Annotated in this window: 9 protein-coding genes, 1 tRNA gene and 1 pseudogene; all 11 read right to left on the bottom strand. The window is 40.2% G+C overall.

Annotation, left to right across the window (positions count from 1 at the left end):
* Positions 1 to 55 precede the first annotated feature (55 nt).
* On the bottom strand, positions 56 to 442 hold the full coding sequence (locus ACFILY_RS06770; RefSeq protein ID WP_375631240.1) for a MerR family DNA-binding transcriptional regulator: 387 nt from the start codon (positions 440 to 442) through the stop codon (positions 56 to 58).
* 546 nt (positions 443 to 988) lie between these two features.
* Positions 989 to 5,200, bottom strand: coding sequence for a DNA-directed RNA polymerase subunit beta' (gene rpoC / locus ACFILY_RS06765; RefSeq protein ID WP_375637731.1), 4,212 nt, complete (start codon positions 5,198 to 5,200; stop codon positions 989 to 991).
* A gap of 172 nt (positions 5,201 to 5,372) precedes the next feature.
* Positions 5,373 to 9,521 (bottom strand): DNA-directed RNA polymerase subunit beta, encoded by a 4,149-nt coding sequence (rpoB, locus tag ACFILY_RS06760; protein WP_273790655.1) that lies wholly within the window; start codon positions 9,519 to 9,521, stop codon positions 5,373 to 5,375.
* Positions 9,522 to 9,810: 289 nt separating this feature from the next.
* Entirely contained in the window at positions 9,811 to 10,182 is a 372-nt protein-coding gene (gene rplL / locus ACFILY_RS06755; protein ID WP_273790654.1) for a 50S ribosomal protein L7/L12, read from the bottom strand.
* Positions 10,183 to 10,283: 101 nt separating this feature from the next.
* Entirely contained in the window at positions 10,284 to 10,802 is a 519-nt protein-coding gene (gene rplJ, locus ACFILY_RS06750) for a 50S ribosomal protein L10 (protein ID WP_012755027.1), read from the bottom strand.
* 361 nt (positions 10,803 to 11,163) lie between these two features.
* Complete coding sequence (gene rplA / locus ACFILY_RS06745) at positions 11,164 to 11,868, bottom strand: 50S ribosomal protein L1 (RefSeq protein WP_375631242.1); 705 nt, start codon at positions 11,866 to 11,868, stop codon at positions 11,164 to 11,166.
* 4 nt (positions 11,869 to 11,872) lie between these two features.
* The gene (rplK, locus tag ACFILY_RS06740) at positions 11,873 to 12,301 is read right to left on the bottom strand and encodes a 50S ribosomal protein L11 (RefSeq protein WP_273723157.1); all 429 of its coding nucleotides are present in this window, start codon (positions 12,299 to 12,301) and stop codon (positions 11,873 to 11,875) included.
* Between the two features lie 149 nt (positions 12,302 to 12,450).
* Positions 12,451 to 12,981 (bottom strand): transcription termination/antitermination protein NusG, encoded by a 531-nt coding sequence (gene nusG, locus ACFILY_RS06735; RefSeq protein ID WP_273790740.1) that lies wholly within the window; start codon positions 12,979 to 12,981, stop codon positions 12,451 to 12,453.
* Positions 12,982 to 13,001: 20 nt separating this feature from the next.
* On the bottom strand, positions 13,002 to 13,214 hold the full coding sequence (secE, locus tag ACFILY_RS06730; RefSeq protein WP_273790652.1) for a preprotein translocase subunit SecE: 213 nt from the start codon (positions 13,212 to 13,214) through the stop codon (positions 13,002 to 13,004).
* A gap of 201 nt (positions 13,215 to 13,415) precedes the next feature.
* Positions 13,416 to 13,491 (bottom strand) — tRNA-Trp (locus ACFILY_RS06725).
* Positions 13,492 to 13,538: 47 nt separating this feature from the next.
* Positions 13,539 to 13,603: pseudogene (locus ACFILY_RS06720) on the bottom strand (elongation factor Tu); the annotation flags it as partial.

Here is a 13,603-nt window from a genome sequence, read left to right as displayed (position 1 = left end):
TATCCCTTTTAAGAGAAAGAAAATTGTCTAAAAGCAGACAAAATAAATTTTATAATCAATGACTAACCCCCAACTCCGCTAAGCTCTCAAAAAAACTCTCCTCAATTCGTTCTAAATCCTGTAGAAGATCATCAACATCATGCTGCATCTGCTTTAAATCAGCTCGTTTTTTATGAATTCCTGCAATTAATTTCTTAAGCTTTTTCTCATCATCTGGTGGTTTTCCAACTATTGTCAACATATCAGATATTTCAGACAACGAAAATTTAACTCTTTTAGCACGCAGTATTTGCTTTAACTTATGACGATCCGTTTGTGTATAAAGCCGTGTACTTCCACGCCGAAAAGGACTAAGAAGTCCCTCTTCTTCGTAATAACGCAAAGTTCGAGCTGTTATTGAAAACTCACGTGTTAATTTTCCAATTGAATAATATTCGTACATTTTATCATTCTGTCTGCATAGATCACATTGTTATAAGAAATGTGTCTATTTTTTATAAAAAACTTAGTAAGCACCCTAATCTCTACTTTCCTGCATTCTAATTTATAAGAAAATACATTCTTATCATACAAGCATTGTATAGTAGAGAATCAATTATTTTTTAGATTACAGAAAAGACTATTGACCTTTCATGATAAGTCCTTTTAAATCTTTATAGAAGATATCAATCAAAAATTTTCCTAAAATTCAAAATCAATCATTATTTGATTTGTAGATAATCAACTCTTTTCCTTGAATATGGCTTTTGAGTTTTACATATTTTGGAAAAATTCTATACTGCTTTTAGAAATTAAGAAACTTTAAAATAAAGTAACAAAAAAGATAAACATCATTACAAAATAATAAGCTACTAAAGACGTTCCAAATAACTGTCGCCTTATAATTTTTGACATTTTCAAGAAAATACGCAACTTCTGCATTTTGAGATAAAAAAACGTCTGAACTTTCTATTCAGACGTTTTTATATTATGTGATGTTGTATTTAAATTATTCAGCAACGGCCCCGGTTGTCATATTTGTCAACATAGCCTTAGCCACTTCGTTATTACTAGACTTACGCTGCTCATCTACAATCAAATCATCACGAACCGCAGCAATACGACGGATTTGAGAAATCGTACCGCCTGTACCTGCTGGAATAAGACGACCGACAATAACGTTCTCTTTAAGTCCTTGCAAAGTATCAATTTTACCAGAAACTGCTGCTTCAGTAAGAACACGTGTTGTTTCCTGAAACGATGCCGCCGAAATGAAAGAAGGCGTTTGAAGAGAAGCTTTTGTAATTCCAAGAAGAATGGGATTACCAGATGCTGGTTTCTTCCCTTCTGCAATCAAATTATCATTGATTTCATCAAGTTCAATACGATCAACATTATCACCTGGAATATAACCAGAATCTCCAGATTCAGTAATTTCAACTTTTTGCAACATTTGACGAACAATCACTTCAATGTGCTTATCATTAATAAGAACTCCCTGTAAACGATAAACCTCCTGAATCTCATTAACAAGATAAGATGCCAAAGCTTCAACCCCCTTAATCGCCAAGATATCATGAGGTGCTGGATTACCATCAAGGATATAATCTCCCTTTTCAATTTGATCGCCTTCTTGGAAGTGAAACAACTTACCTTTTGGAATCAAATATTCTACTGCCTCAAGAGTTTCATCATTTGGTTCAATAATGATACGACGTTTATTCTTATAACCACGGCCGAATCGAATCGTGCCACTTACTTCAGCAATAATCGCATGATCCTTTGGACGACGCGCTTCAAAAAGCTCAGCCACACGTGGTAAACCACCCGTAATATCTTTCGTCTTGGCACTTTCCATTGGCAAGCGAGCAATAACATCACCAGCCTTAACATGAGCACCAAGCTCAACAGAAAGAATAGTTTCCACTGACATCATATAACGGGCTTCACCTCCCTTATACAATTTAGCAATGGATTCACCTTCTTTATCTGTGTGAATAATAATGGCTGGTTTAAGATCCGCACCACGTGGATTAGCGCGCCAATCAATCACTAAACGCTTCGTAATACCCGTAGATTCATCAGCTGTTTCAGTGACAGATAAACCATCAATCATATCTTCAAAACCCACATAACCTTCAACTTCCGTTAAAATTGGACGTGTATAAGGATCCCATTCTGCTATACGTTGGCCACGTTTAACCACATCACCATCATCAACAAAAATATGAGCACCATAGCTAACACGATGTACAACGCGCTCTTTTCCTAACTCATCCTTGATAAGGATAGCCATATTACGCCCCATAACAACCAATTGGCCTTCAGAGTTACGAACCACATTACGATTACGAATCTCCACCTTACCTTCATAAGATGCCTCTAAATACGATGAATCAACAACCTGCGCAGTTCCTCCTAAGTGGAAAGTACGCATAGTAAGCTGTGTTCCCGGCTCACCAATGGATTGAGCAGCAATAACACCAACGGCTTCTCCCTGATTAACAGGTGTTCCACGCGCCAAATCACGACCATAGCATTTTGCACAAACACCAAGACGTGTTTCACATGTTAAAGCAGAGCGAATTTGAACAGATTGAATCCCAGCTGCTTCAATCTTCGCAACATCAGCTTCCTCAATCATTGCTCCACCTTCAAGGATAACCTCTCCAGAGACAGGATGTAGAATATCAACAAGCGCTGTACGACCAAGAATTCTTTGCCCAATGGAGGCAACAATTTGTCCTGCATCAACAATCGGCTGCATGGTAAGCCCTTTTGCGGTACCACAATCAACTGCTGAAATAATAGCATCCTGTGCAACATCAACAAGACGCCGTGTTAAATAACCAGAGTTCGCCGTCTTTAACGCAGTATCAGCAAGTCCTTTACGTGCACCATGCGTGGAATTGAAGTACTCATTAACAGTTAGACCTTCTTTAAAATTTGAAATAATGGGCGTTTCAATAATTTCACCCGATGGTTTTGCCATTAATCCACGCATACCGGCCAATTGTCTCATCTGGTTAGCAGAACCACGAGCACCAGAGTGCGACATCATATAGATCGAATTCATCGGCCGTTGACGACCTGTTTTAGGATCAAAATCGACGGCTTGAATACGTTTCATCATTTCATCTGCAACGCGATCTGTACATTTACCCCAAGCATCTACAACCTTATTGTATTTTTCACCTTGTGTAATCAAACCATCATTATATTGCTGTTCGTACTCCTTAGCCAAAGCTTCTGTTTCTGCAACTAAACGAGACTTACTATCAGGAATAACCATATCATCCTTACCGAATGAAATTCCTGCACGACAAGCATAAGAAAAGCCAAGCTGCATAATACGGTCACAAAAAATAACCGTCTCTTTTTGTCCACAGTGCCGATAAACATGATCAATCATTTTAGAAATATTCTTTTTCGTCATCTCTTGATTGACAATATCAAATGAGATATCCGCACTTCTTGGCAAAAGCTCACCGATAATCAAACGACCAGGTGTCGTATCATAAAGTTTAGAAACTTCTTTTCCATCCTTCCCAATATTCTTAACACGGCCTTTAATCTTCGTATGAAGCGTTACAACCTTATTTTCCAAGGCATAATGAAGCTCACCTATATCAGAAAAGGCCATTCCTTCACCTGGTTCTTTTTCAGAAACAATTGAAAGATAATAAAGACCAAGAACCATATCCTGTGAGGGAACAATAATGGGAGCACCATTGGCCGGATGAAGAATATTATTGGTGGACATCATCAAAACACGGGCTTCAAGCTGTGCTTCAAGAGAAAGCGGAACGTGAACCGCCATCTGATCACCATCAAAATCTGCATTAAAAGCAGTACACACCAGTGGATGAAGTTGAATAGCTTTGCCTTCAATTAAGATAGGTTCAAAAGCCTGAATCCCCAAACGGTGCAATGTTGGCGCACGGTTGAGTAAAACAGGGTGTTCACGAATAACCTCATCCAAGATATCCCAAACTTCTGGATGTTCTTTTTCAACAAGCTTCTTTGCCTGCTTTACCGTTGATGAATAGCCTTTTGCATCAAGCCGCGCATAAATAAAAGGCTTAAATAATTCAAGAGCCATTTTTTTAGGAAGACCACATTGATGCAATTTTAATTCAGGACCCGTCACGATAACAGAACGCCCCGAGTAATCAACTCGCTTCCCAAGTAAGTTCTGACGAAACCGTCCTTGCTTGCCCTTCAACATATCTGATAGAGACTTGAGAGGACGTTTATTGGCTCCAGTAATCACACGCCCACGCCGTCCATTATCAAACAATGCATCAACAGCTTCTTGTACCATACGCTTTTCATTGCGCACGATAATTCCAGGAGCACGCAATTCAATCAGCCGTTTCAAGCGGTTATTACGATTAATAACACGCCGATAAAGATCATTCAGATCTGATGTCGCAAAACGCCCACCATCAAGCGGAACCAATGGACGCAAATCCGGTGGAATAACCGGAATTGTTTTCATTATCATCCACTCTGGCTTATTTCCAGATTCAAGAAAATTTTCAACGATTTTAAGTCGTTTAATCAATTTTTTCTGCTTTAACTCTGAAGTTGTTTCAGCTAATTCGAGACGCAAATCATTAGCGATTTTATCTAACTCCATACTAGCTAAAAGCTCGTAAATAGCTTCAGCGCCAATCATAGCTGTAAATTGATCTTCTCCGAACTCATCAATAGCAAGCATATATTCTTCTTCAGAAAGAAGCTGATGGAGCTTAAGAGATGTCAATCCTGGTTCGGTTACAATATAATTCTCAAAATAAAGAACCCGCTCAATATCTTTTAAAGTTAAATCTAAAAGTGTAGAAATACGACCTGGTAATGATTTAAGAAACCATATATGTGCAACAGGTGCCGCAAGTTCAATATGCCCCATACGCTCACGACGTACGCGCGAAAGAGTAACCTCTACACCGCATTTTTCACAAATAATGCCCTTATACTTCATGCGTTTATATTTGCCACATAGACACTCATAGTCCTTAATAGGGCCAAATATACGTGCACAAAAAAGACCATCACGTTCTGGTTTAAAAGTCCGATAATTAATAGTCTCAGGCTTCTTAATCTCACCATACGACCAGGACAAAATTTTCTCAGGACTCGCAATAGAAATACGAATAGAGTCAAATGTCTGCGCTGGCGCTTGAGGATTGAAAAGATTCATGACCTCGTGGTTCATGCTGTTCTCCTTCAAAGATTCTTAGAACCTGTTGTAATATCTCATTTATTTTATAACAGATCTTCTTTAAAATACATTTACTTTTAAAAACAACCTGTATAGCCTTAATAAGGTTATTGAGCCTCTTAAAGTAATAAGAGCGCAGCCTTTTTCTAGTGCGCTCCTTGAATTATTACTCTGCCGTATCAGACAATGCCCGCTGTGCAATAAGTTCACGCGCATCATCTAGCTCCACATTAAGAGCAAGTGAGCGCATTTCTTTTACCAACACATTAAAGCTTTCGGGTATCCCTGCCTCAAATGTATCATCACCACGCACAATTGCCTCATAGACTTTTGTCCGCCCAGCCACATCATCTGATTTTACTGTTAGCATCTCCTGCAAAGTGTATGCAGCTCCATAAGCTTCAAGTGCCCATACCTCCATTTCACCAAAACGCTGACCACCAAACTGTGCCTTACCTCCTAATGGCTGCTGCGTAACAAGTGAATAGGGACCTATAGAACGTGCATGAATCTTATCATCAACAAGGTGATGCAATTTCAACATGTAAATATATCCCACCGTTACTGGACGATCAAAAGGCTCCCCAGTACGACCATCATAAAGCGTAACCTGCCCTGAACTATCTAAGCCTGCGTCTTCCAGCATCATGTTAATATCAGACTCATGTGCTCCATCAAAAACAGGCGTTGCAATTGAAACCCCTTTTTTCATCTGTAATGCCAATTTGTAGAGGCTTTCATTATCATACTGACGGACTGGTTCATTATGATTATCATCAGGCATAAGATTTTCAATACGCTGACGCAGCGGCAATATATCCCCAGTCTCTTGATACAACTCTAACAAATCACCAATCTTCTTGCCCATCCCCGCACATGCCCAACCAAGGTGCGTCTCAAGAATTTGTCCAACATTCATACGACTAGGCACACCAAGCGGATTCAAGACGATATCAGCATGGGTCCCATCTTCAAGAAATGGCATATCTTCTACGGGAAGAATACGTGAAACAACACCCTTATTTCCGTGACGTCCCGCCATCTTATCACCTGGTTGGATTTTGCGCTTCACAGCCACAAAAACCTTCACCATTTTCATGACTCCAGGAGGCATTTCATCACCTCTTTGGACCTTTTCAACTTTATCCATAAAGCGACGTTGTAATGCTTCCTTTGATTCATCATATTGCTTGCGCAAAGCTTCAATTTCATTTTGAAGTTTTTCATCCTCAACAGCAAATTGCCACCACTGGGATCGTGGATAATGCCCCATCACTGTACTATCAAGCTTTTTGCTGCCCGAAAAGCCTTTCGGACCTTCTACAGCAACTTTACCTGTCAACATATCGGTGAGGCGCGAATAAACATTGCGATCAAGAATAGACTGTTCATCATCACGGTCTTTTGCTAAACGCTCAATTTCTTCACGCTCAATTGCCATCGCACGTTCATCTTTTTCCACGCCATGGCGATTAAAAACGCGAACTTCAACAACAGTACCAAAAGTCCCAGGAGGCATACGCATAGAAGTATCACGAACATCGGATGCCTTTTCCCCAAAAATCGCACGCAGAAGCTTTTCTTCCGGCGTCATGGGACTTTCACCTTTTGGGGTAATCTTTCCAACTAAAATATCACCCGGTTGAACTTCAGCACCAATATAAATAATGCCAGCTTCATCAAGATTTCTTAACGCTTCTTCCGCAACATTAGGAATGTCGCGCGTAATTTCCTCAGGCCCAAGTTTTGTATCGCGTGCCGCAACTTCAAATTCCTCAATATGAATTGAAGTAAACACATCATCAGCAACAATGCGCTCGGATAACAAAATAGAATCTTCATAATTGTATCCATTCCAAGGCATAAAGGCTACGAGAACATTCCGCCCAAGAGCCAAATCACCAAGATCCGTGGATGGACCATCTGCAATGATATCACCTTTTTCTACCCTATCACCAACATTTACAAGAGGACGCTGATTAATACAAGTGGACTGATTAGAACGCTGAAATTTCTGTAAGCGGTAAATATCAACGCCTGATTTTGAAGGATCTAAATCTTCTGTTGCACGGATAACAATACGGGTAGCATCAACTTGATCAACAACACCACTACGTTTTGCACTCACAGCAGCTCCTGAATCGCGCGCAACAATGGATTCCATTCCCGTCCCAACAAATGGTGCTTCAGCGCGTACAAGAGGAACTGCCTGACGCTGCATGTTCGATCCCATAAGTGCACGATTCGCATCATCATTTTCCAAAAAAGGAATAAGCGCTGCTGCAACTGAAACCAACTGTTTTGGTGAAACATCCATCAAATCAACATGATCACGCGGCGCCATTAAAACTTCACCAGCATGACGGCAAACAACAAACTCTTCTATAAAACGACCTTCGCTATCTAATGAAGAATTAGCCTGAGCGACATAATGCTTTGCTTCTTCCATCGCTGAAAGATAAATAACTTCTTTTGTAACTTTTCCATCAATAATTTTTCGATATGGACTTTCAATAAAGCCATATTTGTTAACTCGCGCAAATGTTGCTAAGGAGTTGATTAGACCAATATTGGGGCCTTCTGGTGTTTCAATCGGACAAATACGACCATAATGCGTAGGATGTACGTCACGGACTTCAAAACCCGCACGTTCACGAGTCAAACCGCCTGGACCAAGAGCAGAAAGACGGCGCTTATGGGTAATTTCCGACAATGGATTGGTTTGATCCATAAACTGCGACAATTGTGAAGACCCAAAAAACTCACGAACTGCTGCTGCAGCAGGCTTTGCATTGATCAAATCCTGTGGCATAACTGTATCAATTTCAACCGATGACATACGCTCTTTTATCGCACGCTCCATACGAAGAAGACCAATGCGATATTGATTTTCCATCAACTCCCCAACGGAACGAACGCGACGGTTGCCAAGATTATCAATATCATCAATTTCACCACGTCCATCACGCAATTCAACCAACATCTTAACAACAGCAAGAATATCCTCTTGGCGTAAAATGCGAACTGTGTCTGGACAATCAAGATCCATACGCAAATTCATCTTAACACGCCCAACAGCAGAAAGATCATAACGCTCTGGATCAAAAAACAATGAATGGAACATTGCTTCTGCTGTATCAATTGTTGGAGGCTCACCTGGACGCATTACTCGGTAAATATCAAATAACGCATCCTGCCGACTTTCATTTTTATCCACCTTCAAAGTATTGCGGATGTAAGCGCCAATATTCATGTGATCAATATCAAGAATATTGATTTGATCAGCACTAACATCAAGCAAAATTTTTAATACTTTTTCGTCAATTTCATCACCAGCCTCAAGGTAGATTTCACCTGTTTCGTAATTGACGATATCTTCGGCTAGATAACAACCTAATAAATCATCTTCACTAACTTTAACCGCTTTGAGTCCTTTTTCTGCCAAAGACTTCGCAGTACGAACTGTTAATTTTTTACCAGCCTCCGCAACGACTTCACCACTATCTGCATCTATAAGGTCAGAAATGAGCTTCATTCCTTTAAAGCGATCAACAGAATAAGGAACTCGCCATCCTTCTCCATCACGCTCATAAGTCACTTTATCATAAAACGTTGATAAAATATCTGACGCATCCATACCTAATGCCATCAAAAGACTTGTAACAGGAATTTTGCGCCGTCGATCAATACGCGCATAAACGATGTCCTTAGCATCAAACTCAATATCAAGCCAAGAACCACGATACGGAATAACACGAGCAGCAAAAAGAAGCTTTCCTGATGAATGGGACTTTCCTTTATCATGGTCAAAAAAGACACCAGGAGAACGATGCATCTGAGAAACAATAACACGCTCCGTACCATTAACAACAAAGGTACCATTCGTCGTCATTAAAGGCATATCGCCCATATAAACGCCTTGCTCTTTAATGTCTTTGATATCTTTGGAGCCAGTATCCTCATCAACATCAAAAACAATCAAACGCAATATGACCTTTAATGGGGCAGCATAAGTTAAATCACGTTGACGGCACTCTTCAACATCAAATTTTGGTAAATCAAATTCATAACCTACAAACTCAAGCATAGCTGTACCGGAAAAATCTGAAATAGGAAAAACAGATTTAAAAACAGCTTGCAAACCTTCATCTGGTCGTCCACCTTTCGGTTCCTCAACCATGAGAAACTGATCGTATGACGCTTTTTGAACCTCAATAAGATTCGGCATTTCTGCTACTTCAGGAATCTTACCAAAAAATTTGCGTACGCGCTTACGACCATTGAATTGAGACATCATTGCGTGAGTCTGAGCCATCGTCGCTCCTTGATCTTTACTCTTCAAGGTAGACCAACCTTGAAAGCCTTATATCATTAACCTGCATATGCAGACCAGTTCACTTGACACTCAATAATGAGCATCATTAACTTTCCCCACCAACATAAGCCATTTATCTTTTTGACTCTATGATGAAGGAGTAAGTAATCTAAACCTATCCCATTCCTGTTACGAAACCATTAGGAAAAGGTTTTTTACTCATTATTTTCCCTCTTTGTATTAAGAGAAAGAAATCGGCGAACATAAATGCCCGCCGATAAAATTAAATTTACTTAAGTTCCACTTTAGCACCAGCAGCTTCAAGTTGAGATTTAATTTTTTCTGCTTCTTCTTTAGAAGCAGCCTCTTTAATAGGCTTAGGTGCACCTTCAACCAGATCTTTAGCTTCTTTAAGACCAAGTCCAGTAAGAGCACGAACTTCCTTAATAACATTAATTTTTTGTGCGCCACCTTCAACAAGAATAACATCAAATTCTGTTTTTTCTTCAGCAGCTGGAGCAGCAGCACCAGCAACAGCAGCGACAGCTACAGGAGCAGCAGCCGAAACTCCCCACTTTTCTTCAAGTAACTTAGAAAGCTCAGCGGCTTCCAAAAGGGTTAGATTAGAAAGGTCTTCTACGATCTTCTCTAGATCAGCCATTTTTAAATTCCTTCAATTAAAAGATTTGAACCATTATTAAATTTTATCCAAAAAAACAGAAAAGCATTAAAGCTCTTCCATAAACGTGAATACAAACAGCCTTAAGCCGCCTTATCCTCCTGAGCATATGCTCCAATGACACGTGCAACCTGACCAGCAGGGGCATTAACAACCTGTGCAATACGGGTCGCAGGGGTAGAAATCATACCCACAAGTTTTGCACGCAACTCGTTTAATGAAGGCAATGAAGCCAATGACTTCACAGCATCTACAGTTAAACTTGTTGCACCCATTGAACCGCCAAGTATGACAAATTTGTCATTGCTTTTCGCAAAATCAACAGCAACTTTCGGTGCTGTGATTGGATCTTCTGAATAAGCAATAAGTGTTTGCCCAGTAAACAAACCCACTATCGATTCAGATTCCGTGCCCTGAAGAGCGATTTTAGCAAGACGGTTTTTGGCGACTTTAACGGCACCGCCAGCTTCACCCATTTTCGAACGCAGATCATTCATCTGTGAAACTGTCAGACCGGAATAATGTGCAACAACAACAGAACCAGACTTCCGAAAAGCCTCGTTAAGCCATGTAACAAATTCGCGTTTTTCCGCTCTATTCACTGTCTCTCTCCATTTAACAGATTTACTTAAAACAAACCTGTTGGTTACCTTTGATAACATAAAATACTTCATGTCACCGATGAGGATCCTGTCCCCTTTTTCACGCACAGCGTTCAAAGGCAACCTTGGCTCAAACCCTTTAAGTCTTTTAACTCTCAGTTTTTACCCCAGTCTCATGCAGGTTTTTTTTGATTAAGATACTTAAAAGTATCACCTACAATCTCGGACAGGATATTCCGGAATTTCTCCCGGCACAACCTAAGCCCTATAAAGCTTAGATAGCTAAATGCTGATCAAAACCAGCACTTTAAAATACAATTTTGATATTCCCATACCCCAAAAAACAAAATCATAAATCAGCTTACATTAACTCTGAACGAACCGTTGCTGGATCAACTTTAACACCAACTCCCATAGTCGACGAAACAGCAACGCGTTTAATATATTCACCTTTTGCACCTTGCGGTTTGGCTTTAATAACTGCACTTGCAAAGGCTTTTATATTTTCTACGATTTTTTCAACACCAAAAGAAGCCTTACCAATACCAGCATGCACAATACCAGCTTTTTCCACACGAAACTCAACAGCACCACCTTTAGAAGCTTTGACAGCACCGGCGATATCAAGTGTTACAGTACCAACCTTCGGATTTGGCATCAAACTCCGTGGACCAAGAATCTTACCAAGACGACCAACAAGAGGCATCATGTCTGGCGTTGCAATACAACGATCAAAGTCTATAGTCCCTCTATTAACGCTTTCAAATAAATCTTCGGCACCCACAATATCAGCTCCTGCCGCCTTAGCTTCCTCAGCCTTATCCCCACGAGCAAAAACGGCAACACGAATATTTCTCCCTGTCCCATTAGGCAAATGAGCAACGCCTCGAACCATTTGATCAGCATGACGAGGATCAACACCCAAGTTCATTGAAATTTCGATTGTTTCATCAAACTTAGCAACAGCACGCTCCTTAACCATTGAAACGGCATCTTTTAAAGCGTAAAGTTCATTAAAATCAATATCTTTTCGGATATTTTTTATTCTTTTTGCTACTTTTGCCATAATATTAGCCCACCACTTCCAAGCCCATCGAGCGAGCAGAACCTTCAACCATACGCATTGCTGCCTCAATGTCATTCGCATTAAGATCTTTCATCTTTGATTCCGCAATCGAACGAATTTTATCGCGAGAAATGCTTCCTACAGACACTTTACCAGGCTCTTTTGAGCCAGATTTCAGGTTTGCTTCCTTCTTTAAAAAGAATGATACAGGAGGCGTCTTGAGAGAAAAGGTGAAAGACTTATCTTGATAATACGTAATAACAACTGGAATCGGCGCTCCCTTTTCCATTTCTTGTGTAGCTGCATTAAACGCCTTACAAAACTCCATGATATTAATACCACGCTGCCCAAGAGCTGGACCAATCGGTGGAGATGGAGTAGCAGCTCCTGCAGGAACCTGCAACTTAAGCTGACCTATACTTTTTTTTGCCATAACAATCTGCCTTTAATTTCACTGGTATACTGACAATTCACCTTGCCCGTTACCCGCTGCAGTCACGTGGTTCGGATCATTAAGCCGACAAAAGCTATAAATCACCTCCCACTCCTTCCTTAAAGTAATTAAAACTACTCTAAGTTTAATCAGAGTTTTTCAACCTGACCAAATTCCAAATCAACAGGCGTAGGACGCCCAAAAATAAGCACTTCAACCTTAAGACGAGAGCGCTCTTCTTCAACCTCTTGAACAATTCCATTAAACGAAACAAAAGGACCATCAGCAACGCGAACTTGCTCTCCAACCTCAAACAATACAGAGGACTTTGGAGACTCAACCCTTTCCTGAACTTGTTTGAGAATTTGCTCAACCTCTCGATCAGAAATAGGAACAGGACGCGCATCCGACCCTAAAAAACCTGTCACTTTAGGCGTATTCTTAATAAGATGATAAACTTCATCTGTTAACTCAGCACGAACAAGAACATAACCAGGAAAAAACTTTCGCTCAGTATCAACTTTGCGTCCACGACGAACCTCTACAACACGCTCTGTTGGAACAAAAATCTTTTCAAAAAGATGATCAAGTCCCTTTTGCTTTGCCTCCTTATCAATAGCTTCCGCTACTTTCTTTTCAAAATTTGAATATGCCTGAACAATATACCAACGAGCTGCCACAGTCACACTTCCTTACATTCTCAACTAAAAAGATATTTCAGAAGATCAATAACCCGCCAAACACCAAAATGCATAACCTGATCCACAATAAAAAAGAAAGCTGAAGCCAATGCAGTTACCAACAAAACCATAATAGTAGAAATAACCGTCTCACGACGTGTAGGCCATTTCACTTTAATTGTTTCTGCATAAACCTGCTTCAAAAAGGTAATCGGATTGGTTTTAGATGCCATCGTCACACTATACTCTCTCTAGTCCTATTGTGTTTTATAGAACAAAATAAACAGGAAAAAATGCAAAAGCCAACTTTCAGACTTATGCAATTTCCTTACTTTCTATTCAATACCGTTTCACACACAAAAAAACAAGCCCCATATCAAAAAAAGCGAAAAAGGCAGCAAAATCCACTCCCTTATATGTAAAATCCCCCCCTTTGGCAGGGGCAGCAGGACTTGAACCCGCGACCTGCGGTTTTGGAGACCGCCGCTCTACCAACTGAGCTATACCCCTAACTCTCAAAACTAAAACACTTTTAACACCCCTTTAACAAGCATTATTTATTCAATGATCTTAGAGACGATACCGGCACCAACAGTACGACCACCTTCACGAATAGCAAAAC

The organism is Bartonella sp. CL25QHWL (assembly GCF_042195335.1).
GTDB lineage: Bacteria > Pseudomonadota > Alphaproteobacteria > Rhizobiales > Rhizobiaceae > Bartonella.
Note: the sequence above shows the minus strand (reverse complement) of the source record. Positions and strands in the feature narration are given on the sequence as shown.

Bases quoted from the DNA above. Each gene is read 5' to 3' on its own strand.
- ACFILY_RS06770 (WP_375631240.1), bottom strand. From the start codon at position 442: ATGTACGAATATTATTCAATTGGAAAATTAACACGTGAGTTTTCAATA.
- rplL (WP_273790654.1), bottom strand. From the start codon at position 10,182: ATGGCTGATCTAGAGAAGATCGTAGAAGACCTTTCTAATCTAACCCTT.
- rpoB (WP_273790655.1), bottom strand. From the start codon at position 9,521: ATGGCTCAGACTCACGCAATGATGTCTCAATTCAATGGTCGTAAGCGC.
- rplA (WP_375631242.1), bottom strand. From the start codon at position 11,868: ATGGCAAAAGTAGCAAAAAGAATAAAAAATATCCGAAAAGATATTGAT.
- rplK (WP_273723157.1), bottom strand. From the start codon at position 12,301: ATGGCAAAAAAAAGTATAGGTCAGCTTAAGTTGCAGGTTCCTGCAGGA.
- rpoC (WP_375637731.1), bottom strand. From the start codon at position 5,200: ATGAACCACGAGGTCATGAATCTTTTCAATCCTCAAGCGCCAGCGCAG.
- secE (WP_273790652.1), bottom strand. From the start codon at position 13,214: ATGGCATCTAAAACCAATCCGATTACCTTTTTGAAGCAGGTTTATGCA.